Genomic DNA, 14,813 nt, shown 5'->3' with positions numbered 1-14,813 from the left:
CCATTCCCCATTCCCCGACTTCATGTTTGAATAAAAGCAGAGAGAATAAACTTTTGTGAACCGAGGAGTGAATATGTACATCGTGCAGATCGCCTCTGAATGCGCTCCAGTTATCAAAGCTGGAGGTTTAGGGGATGTCGTTTACGGACTGAGCCGAGAATTAGAAATCCGAGGGGTAGGCGTAGAAATCATCCTCCCCAAATACGACTGTATGCGCTACGACCAAATTTGGGGTTTGCACGAAGCCTATCACAATCTAGAAGTGCCTTGGTATGGAGCGGCCATTTCCTGCGATGTTCTGTGTGGTTGGGTTCATGGACGGTTGTGTTTCTTCATCGATCCCCATTCTGACGATCTGTTCTTCAATCGTGGCTGCTACTATGGCTGCAAAGACGATAACATGCGCTTTACCTTCTTCTCCAAAGCGGCTCTCGAATTCCTTCTCAGAACCAACAAGCGCCCTGATATCATCCATTGTCATGACTGGCAAACCGGTTTAGTGCCGGTACTGCTCTATGAAATGTATAAGTATCATGGCATGGAAAATCAACGGGTTTGCTATACCATCCACAACTTTAAGCACCAAGGTATTGGTGGTGTTGATATTCTCTGGGCAACAGGACTCAATCGAGAGTCCTATTATTTTGAATACGATCGCTTGCAAGATAATTTTAATCCCTTTGCTCTTAACTTAATGAAAGGGGGTATTATCTATTCTAATTTTGTCAATACCGTTTCTCCTCACCATGCTTGGGAAGCTCGCTATTCTGATATTAGCTATGGTTTAGGGCATACCCTAGACCTGCATAATTATAAGTTTGGTGGGGTTCTGAATGGGATTGATTATGATGTATGGAATCCAGAAATCGATCGCTTTATTCCCTATCATTATGGCCCGAACACTCTAAAGAACAAAGCGAAGAATAAGAAAGCGTTGCGCGAGCGGCTCTGGTTATCCCATGATGATAAAAAGCCTCTGATTGCGTTTATCGGTCGCTTAGACGATCAAAAAGGGGTACATTTGGTTCATCATGCTATTTATTATGCTCTGCATCGGGGAGCGCAATTTGTGTTACTGGGATCGGCAACAGAGCAAGGAATTAATGACTGGTTCTGGCATGAAAAGCTATTTTTGAATGAAAATGCGGATTGCCATTTGGAACTGGGCTTTAATGAAGAGTTATCTCACTTAATCTATGCGGGTGCAGATATGATTGTGGTTCCGAGCAACTATGAACCCTGCGGATTAACTCAGATGATTGGTTTGAAATATGGTACTGTGCCCATTGTGCGCGGGGTGGGCGGATTACAAAATACGGTATTTGACCGGGATTACGATCAGGACAAACCTTTAGAAGAGCGCAATGGTTATGTGTTTTATCAAACGGATTATAGCGCCATAGAATCTGCCCTGGATCGGGCGATCGGTTTGTGGTATGAGTATCCTCAAGAGTTCCAAAAGTTAGTTCTTCAGGGTATGGCCTACGATTATTCTTGGAAGCATCCCGGCAGTCAATATTTAGGACTCTACGATTATATTCGTCATAAATAGTTGATTTTGCCCTCCCGCAATACAGTGCTTCACGCTGTATTGCGGGAATGGAGGAATGGGTTCATGAACAGCCGACTCAATAAGACTTTGAGCTGTTCTGGCTATCTGCAAAAACTGAGTGTCTTTGTGGTTTGATAGCGCCATCATTGTATATGAATGGCTAACCAAATACAAGGTGTTTCACTGCTGGTATAACTGACTCGATGGCGTTGATGGGCAGGGATAAATAGCCAATCTCCAGGTAATAAGTTGATGGTGGAATTGTCTTCATACATGAGTTGGGCTTCTCCTTGGAGTAATAGCACCCATTCATCTTGTTTTTGGTCATACCATTGTTCTTCTGGGGTGGTTTGTCCGGTGGAAATAATGCGTTCAATTAATAGATGTTCGCCTTTGTACAGAGGTTCAAATTGTTCTGTGGTGGGTAAGGGGTGGGGCAACTGAAATAGATTTTTGGGCATGATGGGTTGAAGTTTTGAAGGGTGTTAGTGGGGTAGGGAGATGGGTTCAGAGTCGGTGTGTAATCCTTGGGTTAAGGTTTTGCTATCAAGATTAGTCCCTAGATGTTGCCGAGCTTCTAGCTGCCAGAGGTCGAGTTCTGGCGATCGCCAGGGAGCATTGATCGAGCGCGCTCGATGGGTATCACATTCGAGACATTTTTGCCAATAGGGAGTGGCTTCAAGGGGTTTTTCTTGGGCTTGGAGGACTTGAGCGAGGAGACAGTGGGGAGCGGCACGATCGCTGTTTAATTCTATGGCTTGGCGTAGCCAGCGTTCGGCTTGGGGAAGGTCTTTTTGCAAGAAGTAAGCCCATCCCAGGTTTTTATAGAGGGTGGAGAGAACGGCTTGATTCTTCACTTGGTCGAGAATGGGGGTAATGCGGTTAATCGCCTTATCCAGATTATGGCTCAAAATGTCTAGGCGGGAAAGGTTGCTGATGGCAGCATGGGCAGCATGAGTGTCAGCTTGTGCCGCTAGATTATAGTGATGGTAGGCATTGGGAAAGTCGCTGAGTTTTTCGTAGGCTGAGGCGAGGTTATAGCGAATGGCTGGAGAGTCTATCTGGAATTTGAGCGCCCATTGCAGATAGAATACGGTTCCTGGGAAGTCGCCTTGCATATAGGTGTCGTATCCGGTTTTTTTGAGGCGATCGCCAATTTGTTTCTTTTGGCTGCTGTCACTACTTTCTTGCCAGAGTTGTAGTTTGGGTTCTAGATTATCGTGAATGGATTGAATGGGCTGGATCTCTTGCAGTAGCTCTAGGAGAGAGTCCTCCTCCTCATTTTGGACAGGTAATGGCATTTTCAGCAGTTCTGGCTTATATCGAGCCACCAGGGAAACCAGATCGGAGCGCTTAGAGCGGCGCTGTCCATTCTGTGACTCGGAGTTGGCTAAACCGAATTGATCGACGATGCGCTCCACATGCTTGCGGATAGCCGCTTCGCTAATGCCGAGTTGATGGGCGATCTGTGCGTCTGCCTCACCGGAGAGGATGCCGTGGAGGACTTGTTGACGGCGAGGGGTTAGCTCACCATAGACTTGTTCAAATTCTTCTTGATTCATTGGGTTCGGGTTTATCGGCAAAGTCACAATTAGTGACTACAATTAAGCTTTGTGATTTTACTTGTGCATCTAGGCAAAATCGGCTTGACAATCCATCCAAAAGAGGTAAACTAGATTTACAATACTCACAAAAGTGAGTCAAAGTCACAAAACACAGAGATTGCGGGGAGGCTTCCATGGATCTATACACAATGCCTCATTTTACGGCAAATCAGAAGTTGTTCTCAGATCAGATCTGGCGCTTTGTCCTCGCTCTACTGGCTAGATCCCCCAGAAGACAAACGCCATCATTTCCTTGGACAACCTCTGATCCAGTGGTTCAGCTCGAAGGTGAAGCCTTGGTTGAGCAACCTATTCCTCCCTATGGACGGGGGCGAGTGTATTACCGAGGTTCTTGGTGGCCAGCGATTTCTGTGGAGGAAGTCACCCTACTCAAGGGGCAAGTTGTCAGAGCAGTTGAGCGGCAAAACATTACTTTATTAGTCACACCAGTGGCTTCTTCTCTAGTCTCTAGAAATATCCTCTAAGCATTGAGGATGGTTTGGCTGATTTGCATTTTCAGGGGTAATCATCATGGTTTCAAGCATTCTATCTCGGAGCTTCATTGCTCAAGAATGGGCACAAGGGTTGGATTATGTGCGATCGCTTCTTGCTCAACCGATGAAAGAACAGATTTACGTCGATTATCACTTTATACTATTAAGCTACTTAGGCGAAGATTGGTTTGACTATCATCGTCTCAATCCAAGTGAATTAGCCATTTACCTGATCGATGCCGCAAGTCATGGCATCAGTTCAACTCTATTATCCATTTCTATCTTAAATTTACTGTGATCGCAGTCGTATACAGGGATCGCCTACCATCCCTGTATGCGACTGCGGAAAAGGACAGAAACCTGGTTTTTCCAGGTTTTTATTTTTAGCCCAAACCTACTGACAAAGTTTATAGGGATCTGCTTTAAGATTGGCACACACTTTTTCTTTCCCAAGCTCTTTCATTAATGTCCCTTCAATATTTTCAGACGTTACCCGTTCTGGGGGAAATAAATAAGCAGGGATTTCTTGAGGATGTTCAGTTTCAGTTTTGACTTGGTTGTTGGCTAAACCATCGAGATCATCACCAGCTCGCAAGGCATTAATAACTGCTATGGTTTGCTTAGAAAGCCTATCATCGATAGGCTTATAAAGAGTGATTCCCTGAAATCCTTCTACTATATATTTAGCACTATTGAGGCTTCCATCTTGTCCTGTTACCAAAACTTCACCTTGTTTTTGTTTCTGCTTTAAAATATCAATGATCTTCTCTGCCATTCCATCATTCGCCACCAGTATAATCGGGATGTCATTTTGATATTCATCTAATAGTGACTTAACTGTTTCAGCAGCTTGATCGCCAGACCATTCTTTCATAAAATAATTAGGATCGCCTTTTTGTTTAGGAAAAACTAAGTTTAATTTTTTGATATCATTTTTGATATCAAATGATGGCTGCAAAACTTCAAACCAGCCCTCCTCAATCATCTTGGTATTTCCATCTCCCGCATCACCATTAATCATTACCACGTTAGCGCCTTTTTTCAGTTTATATTTTCCTGTTGCACCTGCTTCCAATTGCTCAAGAACATATTCCGCTTGCAATTCGCCCACTGTCTTACTATCAAAAGACACATAAAAAGCTAAATCATCATCATCAATAAAACGATCGTAGGCAATCACGGGCACTTTTTTAGCTTTAGCTTTTTGAACAATTTTACTCGCTCCCTTCGTATCAACAGGAGCTACAACCAAAATACAACTCCCTTTATCTAAAGCAAAATCAGCTTGTTCATTTTGTTTCTCTAGGTTGCTATTAGCATTAAAATAGCGAATCGTCACACCATCAATTTGTGCGATAAGCTCTCTCTCCAAATAATACCCATCCTTTTCATCCCATCGAGATGCTTCCCTTGCCGTTGCTGGCAAGAGAATAGCAATATCATTACAGCCTTTACCAGGTGGCCCTTGACTGATTATATTAAATCTTATTACAATTCCTATTGTAATAACGAAAATGCAACCTATAATAAGTTTCATCCACAGGGAACGAAAGAAAAACATAATTAGTATGAGTAATAAAAATAATAAGAGGACTCAAGCGACTCGAAGAAAAGTCATTAAACTGCTTATTCTTTTTTTTTCAGTGTAGTAGTTTTTGGTTTGTACGCTTTACTTAAAATACGAAGTGCTTTCCAAAAAACACCTAAACCTACACCAGACAAAGAATCTGAGTTCAGGGTAGCCACAATTGACCCAAAATTTGCTCTAGTTTTTAGTTCAGGAGTGTATAAGTATAAAGGATACCAGTTGGATTTAGGAAACCAAGTCGATATAGAAATGATATCCATTCCTGGAGGAAACGTCAAGCTTGGTTCTCCTGCGGATGCGGACGAAGACCGAAGAAATTCAGATGAAGAACCTCTTGATGTACTGGTGGAACCATTCTACATGAGTCGATACCCCATCACCCAGGCACAGTGGAAAAGAGTTGCGAAACTGCCAAAAGTAGATCGAGAACTTCAGGATAATCCTTCAACGTTTGAGAACAATTTTAAACCGGTAGAGACTATTTCATGGGAAGAAGCTCAAGAGTTTTGCAAGAGAATAAACAAAAATTTTGAAGGGCACTATCGATTACCAAAGGAAAGGGAATGGGAATATGCTTGTCGTGCTGGAACAACGACTCCTTTTCACTTTGGTGAGACGATTACGCCAGAAGTAGCTAATTATGATTGTAGTTATTCATATCGTAGTGGGCAGGAGAAGCAACCAGAGAAATATAGGGGAGAAACTGCATTAGTTAAGGATGATCTTTTGGTACAGTCGTCAGCCAATAAATTTGGCTTAGAAGGTATGCATGGTAATGTTTGGGAATGGTGCGAAGACGTTTACTCTAAGACTCATAAAGAAGCTTTAAACAATACCAGTTCTCAAGGTAATCGAGTGATCCGTGGAGGAGCCTGGAATAGTTTTCCCAAAGATTGCCGTAGCGCCAAGCGCAATTCCAAGCCGCAAACCTTCAGAAGCAACACTATTGGTTTTCGTATTGTTTGTACTTTTAAGGAATCTTGAAACTCAACTCGTTAAAATTTAATCAGAAGAGGCTTTATCAGTTAGAAACATAAACATAGTCGATAAAACGCTATTCGATAGAGTGAAAACAAAAAAGAATAATAATGGTTTTTCTGCCACTAATTCTGATTTACTGAGGTCAGACTGGAATATCAATAACCCTAAATTAGGCAGCAGAGGAATCATGAGTTGATAAAACTCCTGCTCTAGCGACATCTTATTCTTTATTTTTAAACTCGCCAACAAAACCACCCCTAAAACAACAATCCATCTAAACCATAGCACATCATGATAAATCATCCCCAACATAATCCAACAGATAGCCATACTCATCAAAGCAGTTCTCGTTAATAACTCTAGAGTAGAAAGTAACTCCAGAGTAGAAACAGAATTCAGAGCTTCGAGAATATCACTTTCTTTATCAGAGTCAATCAAGAGGATTAGCTTGACTAATATTTCCGCTAAAGTCAGTTCACCATTACTAAGATCTAGAATTTTTTCACCGACGATGTACGGATTTTTAAACTTTCCGCTGTCACTCAAACCATCAAGAATTTTATTGATTTTATTAATTTTTTTCCGTTTAGAATTCATCAGGACTCACCACTATTCATGATTTTTTGATAAACCATACACCTCATTATATACTTACAATCGGTTATATCAACATCATCAAATTTCTCGATCCACTTCTGTGCTTCTTCTAATTCATCTCCCACTAATAGCAAAGATTTATTCATATCTTTCAATTTATCATCGGATTTTAACCATGCTGTTAATTTTGTTCCATAAGGTTTTAAGGCATTCAGTTCTTTTTTTACCCAGTCCTGATTAAAAACTTTTTCATAAATCAAATTGTGAACATTGAATTTTCCTTGCGAATCTTTATAAACTAATCCTATCTTTTCCAACTCATCCAGTTCTTTTGTCTGAGATTGTGGAAGATTAAGCAAAATTTTCTCATATTGCTTGATGAGACGATAAGGCTCTTGATTCTTGATAATCGCTTGTCGAATGTTCTGGAAATGTTCTGCGCCGATATGGGTTTGCCAATCATTGATTAAGTTGTCGTGAATTATTGTAGGAAGTTCACTGGTAGCAATTACTTTCTTCTGCTCCAAAAGAACCTGAATAATTAATTGAATTAAAACTGGATGATTATTAGTCAACTCCATAATTGCAGAAACAATCAATAGAGGATGTTTTACAAATAATTTAGACTCAATAAACTTATCAAACGAATGAATTATTTTTTGGATATCTTCCTGTGAAAACATACTTGCCTCCAGTATACTTGATAGTGTGTTCTTCATTAATAAGCGATAATCATTTACATCTAGCTCTATACATTCCGTTATAATTTTATCTACTAAATCCCTTTCTTTATCCTCCTTATTAATAGGAATACGGTTTCTATGATCATCCAAAAAACCAATAACTTTCTCATCTAGATTGTTATCGCCTTTTGTCCATTGCCATATAGCTCTCATCACTTGTTCATAATCAAGATTATACTTTTCTAGATAATTCATGCGCCCTTTTAAATTACCATCAAATTGGGCACTTTTATGATAAAAATTATTTAACTCTTGATCTAAGTCTTTTCCTTCTTTCCATTGCTCTGCATCCTCAAGAACTTGACCAATCAACAATTGAGATTGATCTTTTTTCTGGGATTTAATCCATTTATTAAATTGTACACTATAAGGAAAATAATTATTAATTTCTTCCTCAATCCAATCCAATTTATATATATGTTCATAAATTCGATTAAATACCCTCAGATAGCCTTGTTGATTAATTGCTAATCCAGATACAGTTAACTGTCGATGTACTGGATCTGAGTCTTTATAAGGTACAGATTCTTTCTGTAAAACTTTTTTGCAAATTTCTAGTCTTTTAATGAAATACTGATCTTTGTTAACAATTGTATTGCCGATAGTCCTAAAGTGTTCTGGACTATCTGAAGTACGCCAATGATCAATCATTTTTTCTTGTATTAACTCACCGATCCATTCCCCTTCTTTACCCAAAGGAATTTCATCTGTAGACTGTTGAATAAGTTGACAAATCTTTTGAGTTAAAAATGGCTGACCATTAGTCCATGTTAATACTTCTTTAACAGCTTGTTGAGCCGTATAACTGGGATCTCTAAATTTTTGAAGTAACCCTTGAGCTAATGGCTCCAGTCCATCCGTCTCTTTAAATCCTTCTAGATAAATAGATTTACCAATATTAAACTTGTAATCTTTGCTGGGAAGTAAATCTGTAGGATGGGCATTGCCAAACAAAGAAAAAACCAAAGTTTGATCGGGTGATACTTTGATTTTGTTGTTATAATAAGTTTGAATAAATGCAAAAAAGTCATAGTAATCAAAATTGAATTTTTTGATTGTATCGATTTCATCTATGAAGATAAAAAATTTATTTTTTTTGGGTTTTATTTCTTTAAATAAAAACCGAGCAAGATCCATAAATCTCTGGACAATACTGGGTTGATTCTTTTCAAGTTTTTGCCAATATTTATCCATCTCTGTATTATTGCAATTTTTAGCTAATTCTTTGACGATGGCTTTATACCAATTCTCTTGAATAATACTAACACCAATTGCCTGTAAATCAAGAACAGGACAATCATATCCTTCCTGTTGTAATGTTTTTCGGGTACGATTTAGCAAGCTTGATTTACCCATCTGCCTAGCATTAATCACAAAACAAAGTTCTCCTGCTTTTAATTGTCTTAAAAGTTCATCGTCAGCCATCCTTTTAATATAGGTAGGATGATTATCGTTGAGACTACCCCCCACTTGATATCCCTCTGGACTTTCTGTATCAGTCATAATTGATATTCCAATTAGAAAAATATCGTTGATATAATTTACATCGTGGAACGATGATTTTATTCTCGAATTTTACTAATCCCATGCTATATAGCTGAAAATTTAATTCTTGTTCAGTAAAACTACCTCCTTGAATACCTGGATCATTAATGACATTTTTCATGGCTCCCACCAGCTCTAGATTAGGCTCAATTTTTTCTCGAAGCTGAGTTAAATGACTATAATAGATACCAGAGGGAAGCTCGGCTTCACTTAAAAGTTCATTAATGCTCTTATTCTTAGATTTATGGTGATGGATAGCAAGGGCCACCAGATTGGGTAAACCTCCTACCATATCCATTAGAGTACGGACTTCTTCCTGAGTCCATTTTATGTCGTTGAGTTTCACTAACTCAGAAACTTCTTCCTCCGTAAACTCCCTTAAATCAATGGGAGTTCCTACGTTGAAAGGAGAACTTTTTGCATCAATAGGAATATAAGAATTTGTAGAGTAGGCGAGAATTAATCTGAGTTTTTTCCAGACAGGATAAATTTTTGCCCGTTCATGCCAACTGCGTAACATACCCAAAAACTCTGTCGCCATAGGGCAAGAAAAAATCTCATCAATTGAATCTAAACCCACAATTAATGAAGAGTTTATCTTTGTTAAAATTTCATCTTCAAAGTAATTTTTACATTCAAAAATACCCATTATTTTATGTATTTTTTCTAATTCAATTGGCAACTCCAACTCTTCAGATACCTGCTTACAAAAAGAATGCAAAAAAGAATTAAGATCTGTAAAGTTTTCACTCTTATCTGGTTTTTTAACAGGAATATATACTGTTCTGTATTTTTCTCGATAATGTTCTGAGTTTTCAAATTCTTCAAGAATATGGAGGAGTAGCGAAGTTTTTCCAAATCCTTCAGGAGCTTTAATGCGGAGCAAGCAAGCTGGTCGCTCTACTAATTGTCTACACTCACGCTCAAGAGGGGGACGCTCTACATATGGCTCATCTGGCATGGTATCCTCATCTGTATTTTTAGGGTTATCTTTAGCTTTGATCAGCTCTATCTCTAATGGCTCTAAACCTACAGATTTAATGATCTGGATCGCTGTTTCTTCATCTACAGATTTACCTTGAAAAAACCGTTGTACTGTACTCGGACTGAGGCCAGTTTTGTCAACAATTGCGTCACGAGTCATGTTCTTCTGACTTTGAGCTTCTCTTAGTTTACTCCGCCCTTGCTCAGTGGTAGTTACGCCTCGATTTCGTCTTGGACTCATAAACGATACAGCTAAATAGCAGTTGAGTTGTTAAATAATTTTACACACTACAGTTTAAACCATCCTCCGTAGAATAGATACAATAACTTAACAAATTGTCAGAAAAGCTCACTTAAGGTCACTTAAGAAGGATCAATGTCATTTTAGTTCACTTTAGACACAGTTAAGTATGACGAACGAACTAGATAAAACCACTTGCTTAAGTGACGTTATCTGGTCTTACTTTTTACATTTATTTGGATTATTTTTTTATTAGTAAGATTTAACTAGGTGATCGAACAATGAACTATCAAAATATCTGTCTCTTTGGTGTCTTGAGTCTTTTATTGAATTCTTCTCTTCTTCTTCTAGCCCCAATAACACCGACCAGCAATCGGACTGACGGAGCGACTTACAAGGAAACTACTTCCACTAATGTAGAATCCGATCAAGAACCAGAATTGGTATCAAACGCCCAAGACAAACAGAATAGCACAGAGAAGGACGATGATCCTACTGTACCGCCTAATTCGTCACCTGCTTCCAGCGTGTAATTCATTTAGAAGGGTTCTCCCTAGCTTGATTAAACGCACACAAATCAGCTAACACACAATTGCCACAATCGGGTTTTTTCGCCTGACAAACGGCACGACCATGGTAAATTAAGCGGATTGACCAATTTTCCCAATCGGGTTGGGGCAAAAGGCGCATTAAGTCTCGCTCGACCCGAATGGGATCTTCATGTTCCGTTAAGCCTAAGCGGTGACTTAAACGCTTAACATGAGTATCAACCGTTACCCCCATATTGATGCCGAAACCGTGAGCAAGGACAACATTGGCGGTTTTGCGAGCCACCCCTGGCAGTTTGAGCAGTTCCTCCATTCTTTTAGGCACTTGGCCAGCAAAATCTTGCACAATCATTTGACAAGCCCCTTTGATATTTTTGGCTTTATTGCGATAAAATCCGGTCGATCGCACCAAATCCTCCAATTCCTCTAACGGCGCATCAGCTAACCTGGGGGCATCCGGATAGCGCCGGAATAACTCCGGAGTCACTTGATTCACCCGCTCATCCGTGCATTGGGCGGATAAAATGGTCGCCACCAGCAATTGCACGGGAGTTTCATAGGTTAGGGTACAGGTGGCATCAGGATACAAACGCTTCAGCCGGATGAGAATTTCTCTGGCTCTTTGCTGTTTGGCTGACCATTTGCGGGTGATATTCATTGATACGCTAACGAGTTGAATGGATCTGTATTGCTATCTTACTGATTCTAGAGACTCTGGCGATCGCCCCAGCGATGGGTCGCATTATCGCCCCATCAAACTAGAAACTTGGCCGAAATCCAACTTCAATGCCATCATGAATCATCCATAATTAAGTATTGCTTTCTTATCCAATATTTCTGGTGATTCCCCACCCTCTCACTTCCCATCTGCTGGCAACGGCTGAAAGCGGCCCTTTACTTGGCTCCATCTGGCTCGATCTAACAGCCTTAGTTGTCATGTTAGCCCTCTCAGCCTGCTTCTCTGGCTCAGAAACCGCCATTACTGCCCTCGATAACTTCAAACTCCGCGCTCTGATTAAGGAACAAGGAGACCCCCAAGGAATTTTTCGCCTGGTTCTAGAACAACGAACCCGGTTTATTACCACCCTGCTGGTCGGTAATAACATGGTGAATAATTTTTCTGCCGTCCTCACCAGTAACCTATTTGCCCTCTGGTTAGGCAATGCAGGGTTAGGAGTCGCCACCGCCTTAATTACATTTCTGGTACTGATTTTTGGTGAAATTACCCCCAAATCCCTAGCTATTAACAATGTTTTACCCTTGTTTAAGGCAGTAGTGCAACCTATTTATTGGCTATCCCGCGCCTTATCCACCATTGGCATTATCGATTTTCTCGAATGGATTACCCAAAGTGCCATTCGCTTTTTCCATAGCAATACCCCCCAGGAGGATGCATCGCTGCAAGACTTGCAACTGATGATTGAGATTTTGGGGGGTAAGGGAAAACTGGATTTCTATAAGCATGAGTTGCTCAATAAGGCCCTGATGCTGGATGAGTTGACGGCTAAAGACGTGGTTAAACCCCGGATTGATATGCGGACGATTTCCCATGAAGCCACATTGCAAGAGTTGGTCAATCTTTGCTTAGAAACTGGATTTTCCCGCATTCCAGTTCAGGAAGAATCCAAAGATCAGATTGTGGGTGTGGTTCACCTCAAACATGCCCTGCAAACCCTGAAGAATTTGCCCCCAGGAGAGCGCAATTTAGCCCCAGTAACGGCCGGAATGGATGCCCCAGTCTATGTGCCAGAGGTGAAAGGGGTGAGTGATTTGTTGAAGGAAATGCTCCACAGTCGGATTCATTTGGCCATTGTCGTTGATGAGTATGGCGGAACCGTAGGACTGGTTACCCTCGAAGATGTCTTAGAAGAGTTGGTGGGCGAAATTTATGATGAAAGTGACTTTCCCCATCGTCCTCCCCGTTCCAGTCGCACAGGTAAACCCGCTAAAGATCGCCGATGGATTCCTGGACTCCCTCCCAGGGGGCGATCGCCCCGACCACCAGCATCTTGAGAAAATTCCTTCGATCGATAACCCCCATTTCCAAAAAAGTTTTCTTAGGGGGTTGTGTTTTTCCTAAATCTTATGCTAAATTAGGAAGTCGGTGAGCGAAAGGGTCGATGCCCGAGTGGTTAATGGGGGCGGACTGTAAATCCGCTGGCTACGCCTACGCTGGTTCAAATCCAGCTCGGCCCATCACCGCCTCTTCTGACCGAAAGTCAGAATCAAAATTGAGTTAATCAATTGCCCGTGTAGCTCAGTGGTAGAGCACACCCTTGGTAAGGGTGAGGTCACGAGTTCAATCCTCGTCACGGGCTTGTTAATAGAGTTAATTAATATAGTATATTCTATGGGTTACCCAGTGTACTGTATAGTTTGCTTTGCCTCTGTGTAAGTAGCTTAAACCCTTACAGTGCTTCGCGCTTCGCTTTCCTTCAGAATTCAATCTGTTAGCCGCCATTTCCTCTTTAAGAAAACGAGCATTAATTCAAAAATCTCTAGACTCTAAACACTTCCCGTTAATTCTAGAACCTGTAATTCAACACTATAGCGCTTCGCACGGTAATGGGTAATCGGCAAGGGGAAAATCGTTTTTCATCCTATAGTGCCCAAAAGCCCATCGCCCTAGATTAGGCTACGATTAAGTCTAGATCATTCAGGAGGTAACTAAATATGGCTGTCCTCATTCCAGATGATATTCTCCAAGCTGCCGAAATGTCTGAAGCACAGTTGAAACTGGAAATTGCAATTATGCTCTTCCAACAAGACAGAATTAGTATAGGCAAAGCCCGTCATTTAGCCGGGATGCATTTGTTAGAGTTTCAGAAAGAAATTGCTAGTCGCGGTATTTGCATTCATTATGATGTTGAAGAATTTGAAGAGGATCTGAAAACCTTGCAAGCTCTCGGTCGTCTATGATTGTTATCAGCGATACTTCTAATTTCAATTGGTTTGGATTAACAATTCAGCCATTGCTTTTGCCATAGGTAGTTTCGTCAATTCCTCAATCCAATACCATTGACCATTTGGGTTACATTCTAAAAAGTAGTATTCTCCTTCAGGTGTTAGAATCAAATCGAATGTAGAGAAGACCAAAGAATAATGACGGTTAAAAGCCAACAGTTTCTGAGCGATGTCGTCTGGGAGATCGTAAATGGTATGTTTGATTTGGTAAGTGTCTATAGCTCTCCAGTCAGACTTGGTTTTTTCAATCTCCTGCGAGTGAATAGCAGCCGTGAAAACTTGTTCTCCAATAATAGTCACCCTTAATTCTATAGATTTATCTATATATTGTTGTAAAAAAGTAGGCGCAAAATGTATGGTTTCTGCAAATTGGAGAAACTGATCTTTATCAATTTTCTTTGCAAAACAATGCCACGCTTCTGTTTCATTCACAACAAAACCAGAAAAATAGAAGGTTTTGACCAGTAAATTCCAGTTGCAATTTTCGCCAAACTCTCTAGCTACTTCTGCATTGTTAGTAATTAAAGTTTTAGGAATTTTTAAGCCTAGTTGTTCTGCAAGTTCTAGGTTTGGTAACTTTTGGCTGGAGTGTCTTAAGCTCCAAAAAGGATTAACCCACCTCTTGTGAGCATAAAGCGTATAAAATGACCGTAAAAAATATGCATATTCTTCCTGAACAAAAATCTGCGCGTGTTCTTCAGCAACACTGGGATCTGAATTGACAGGTTCTGGTTTTCGATACCAAATTGTATCAAAACTATCTGCTGTTAGAGTTTTGTTAGAATCTTTGAAATGGAACTGTAACTTCCAAGGTTCTTGTAAATCTGACTTTCCTAGAAAGAAATCTGAGTTATGCCCCATATCTTGAGTATTCATGCGAATAATATCACCACCCATTTTCCTAAGTTCCATGGTGACAAAATCCGCGTGAACATCACATTTATCCGTGATAATTAAAATTGGCTTTATCAT

At 40.4% G+C, this 14,813-nt stretch carries 14 protein-coding genes and 2 tRNA genes; 8 read left to right on the top strand and 8 right to left on the bottom strand.

Translation table 11 applies throughout. The features are described from left to right. Positions 1-73 precede the first annotated feature (73 nt). The gene (glgA, locus tag AC3FZD_RS00080; RefSeq protein WP_488738173.1) at positions 74-1,552 is read left to right on the top strand and encodes a glycogen synthase GlgA; all 1,479 of its coding nucleotides are present in this window, start codon (positions 74-76) and stop codon (positions 1,550-1,552) included. Positions 1,553-1,695: 143 nt separating this feature from the next. Here the strand turns inward: glgA and AC3FZD_RS00075 are convergent, their stop codons facing one another. Further along, a complete protein-coding gene (locus tag AC3FZD_RS00075) occupies positions 1,696-2,013 on the bottom strand; it encodes a cupin domain-containing protein (protein ID WP_488738172.1) in 318 nt (105 codons plus the stop codon). A gap of 24 nt (positions 2,014-2,037) precedes the next feature. After that, positions 2,038-3,114: a tetratricopeptide repeat protein gene (locus AC3FZD_RS00070; RefSeq protein ID WP_488738171.1), complete on the bottom strand. Its 1,077-nt coding sequence runs from the start codon at positions 3,112-3,114 to the stop codon at positions 2,038-2,040. Between the two features lie 176 nt (positions 3,115-3,290). Here AC3FZD_RS00070 and AC3FZD_RS00065 point away from each other — a divergent pair, with 176 nt between their 5' ends. Both AC3FZD_RS00065 and AC3FZD_RS00060 read left to right on the top strand, forming a co-directional pair. Further along, positions 3,291-3,641 (top strand): NfeD family protein, encoded by a 351-nt coding sequence (locus AC3FZD_RS00065; RefSeq protein WP_488738170.1) that lies wholly within the window; start codon positions 3,291-3,293, stop codon positions 3,639-3,641. A gap of 46 nt (positions 3,642-3,687) precedes the next feature. Continuing rightward, positions 3,688-3,948 (top strand): hypothetical protein, encoded by a 261-nt coding sequence (locus AC3FZD_RS00060; protein ID WP_488738169.1) that lies wholly within the window; start codon positions 3,688-3,690, stop codon positions 3,946-3,948. Positions 3,949-4,044: 96 nt separating this feature from the next. Here the strand turns inward: AC3FZD_RS00060 and AC3FZD_RS00055 are convergent, their stop codons facing one another. Then, entirely contained in the window at positions 4,045-5,211 is a 1,167-nt protein-coding gene (locus AC3FZD_RS00055) for a substrate-binding domain-containing protein (RefSeq protein WP_488738168.1), read from the bottom strand. A 99-nt stretch (positions 5,212-5,310) separates the two neighbouring features. On the opposite strand from AC3FZD_RS00055, the gene AC3FZD_RS00050 reads away from it, so the two are divergent. Next, complete coding sequence (locus AC3FZD_RS00050) at positions 5,311-6,222, top strand: formylglycine-generating enzyme family protein (RefSeq protein ID WP_488738167.1); 912 nt, start codon at positions 5,311-5,313, stop codon at positions 6,220-6,222. 18 nt (positions 6,223-6,240) lie between these two features. Here AC3FZD_RS00050 and AC3FZD_RS00045 read toward each other — a convergent pair whose 3' ends face one another. The 4 genes from AC3FZD_RS00045 to nth all read right to left on the bottom strand — a co-directional run bounded on the left by AC3FZD_RS00045 (position 6,241) and on the right by nth (position 11,535). Further along, a complete protein-coding gene (locus AC3FZD_RS00045; protein ID WP_488738166.1) occupies positions 6,241-6,816 on the bottom strand; it encodes a hypothetical protein in 576 nt (191 codons plus the stop codon). Then, on the bottom strand, positions 6,816-9,062 hold the full coding sequence (locus AC3FZD_RS00040) for an AAA-like domain-containing protein (protein WP_488738165.1): 2,247 nt from the start codon (positions 9,060-9,062) through the stop codon (positions 6,816-6,818). The genes AC3FZD_RS00045 and AC3FZD_RS00040 overlap by 1 nt, the downstream gene beginning before the upstream one ends. Further along, positions 9,055-10,248, bottom strand: coding sequence for an AAA-like domain-containing protein (locus AC3FZD_RS00035; protein ID WP_488738164.1), 1,194 nt, complete (start codon positions 10,246-10,248; stop codon positions 9,055-9,057). Before AC3FZD_RS00035 ends, AC3FZD_RS00040 begins: the two co-directional genes overlap by 8 nt. 615 nt (positions 10,249-10,863) lie before the next feature. Further along, entirely contained in the window at positions 10,864-11,535 is a 672-nt protein-coding gene (gene nth, locus AC3FZD_RS00030; protein ID WP_488738163.1) for an endonuclease III, read from the bottom strand. A 182-nt stretch (positions 11,536-11,717) separates the two neighbouring features. On the opposite strand from nth, the gene AC3FZD_RS00025 reads away from it, so the two are divergent. The 4 genes from AC3FZD_RS00025 (at position 11,718) to AC3FZD_RS00010 (ending at position 13,796) form a co-directional block, all read left to right on the top strand. After that, on the top strand, positions 11,718-12,890 hold the full coding sequence (locus AC3FZD_RS00025; protein WP_488740412.1) for a hemolysin family protein: 1,173 nt from the start codon (positions 11,718-11,720) through the stop codon (positions 12,888-12,890). A 101-nt stretch (positions 12,891-12,991) separates the two neighbouring features. Beyond that, positions 12,992-13,073: transfer RNA gene (locus AC3FZD_RS00020), tRNA-Tyr, on the top strand. A 50-nt stretch (positions 13,074-13,123) separates the two neighbouring features. After that, positions 13,124-13,195 (top strand) — tRNA-Thr (locus AC3FZD_RS00015). Between the two features lie 355 nt (positions 13,196-13,550). Further along, positions 13,551-13,796 carry a UPF0175 family protein gene (locus tag AC3FZD_RS00010; protein WP_283766583.1) on the top strand — a complete coding sequence of 82 codons (246 nt, stop codon included), beginning with the start codon at positions 13,551-13,553 and terminating at the stop codon, positions 13,794-13,796. Between the two features lie 24 nt (positions 13,797-13,820). On the opposite strand, the gene AC3FZD_RS00005 is transcribed toward AC3FZD_RS00010, so the two are convergent. Further along, complete coding sequence (locus AC3FZD_RS00005) at positions 13,821-14,813, bottom strand: MvdC/MvdD family ATP grasp protein (protein ID WP_488738162.1); 993 nt, start codon at positions 14,811-14,813, stop codon at positions 13,821-13,823.

Source organism: Roseofilum sp. KMC-1, from assembly GCF_057802075.1.
This window is presented reverse-complemented; position numbering and strand designations above follow the sequence as displayed.

What these genes read in the sequence shown, in the direction of transcription:
- glgA (WP_488738173.1), top strand. Translation starts at nt 74, where the DNA reads ATGTACATCGTGCAGATCGCCTCTGAATGCGCTCCAGTTATCAAAGCT.
- AC3FZD_RS00075 (WP_488738172.1), bottom strand. Translation starts at nt 2,013, where the DNA reads ATGCCCAAAAATCTATTTCAGTTGCCCCACCCCTTACCCACCACAGAA.
- AC3FZD_RS00070 (WP_488738171.1), bottom strand. Translation starts at nt 3,114, where the DNA reads ATGAATCAAGAAGAATTTGAACAAGTCTATGGTGAGCTAACCCCTCGC.
- AC3FZD_RS00065 (WP_488738170.1), top strand. Translation starts at nt 3,291, where the DNA reads ATGGATCTATACACAATGCCTCATTTTACGGCAAATCAGAAGTTGTTC.
- AC3FZD_RS00060 (WP_488738169.1), top strand. Translation starts at nt 3,688, where the DNA reads ATGGTTTCAAGCATTCTATCTCGGAGCTTCATTGCTCAAGAATGGGCA.
- AC3FZD_RS00055 (WP_488738168.1), bottom strand. Translation starts at nt 5,211, where the DNA reads ATGTTTTTCTTTCGTTCCCTGTGGATGAAACTTATTATAGGTTGCATT.
- AC3FZD_RS00045 (WP_488738166.1), bottom strand. Translation starts at nt 6,816, where the DNA reads ATGAATTCTAAACGGAAAAAAATTAATAAAATCAATAAAATTCTTGAT.
- AC3FZD_RS00040 (WP_488738165.1), bottom strand. Translation starts at nt 9,062, where the DNA reads ATGACTGATACAGAAAGTCCAGAGGGATATCAAGTGGGGGGTAGTCTC.
- AC3FZD_RS00035 (WP_488738164.1), bottom strand. Translation starts at nt 10,248, where the DNA reads ATGACTCGTGACGCAATTGTTGACAAAACTGGCCTCAGTCCGAGTACA.
- nth (WP_488738163.1), bottom strand. Translation starts at nt 11,535, where the DNA reads ATGAATATCACCCGCAAATGGTCAGCCAAACAGCAAAGAGCCAGAGAA.
- AC3FZD_RS00010 (WP_283766583.1), top strand. Translation starts at nt 13,551, where the DNA reads ATGGCTGTCCTCATTCCAGATGATATTCTCCAAGCTGCCGAAATGTCT.
- AC3FZD_RS00005 (WP_488738162.1), bottom strand. Translation starts at nt 14,813, where the DNA reads ATGATAAAGCCAATTTTAATTATCACGGATAAATGTGATGTTCACGCG.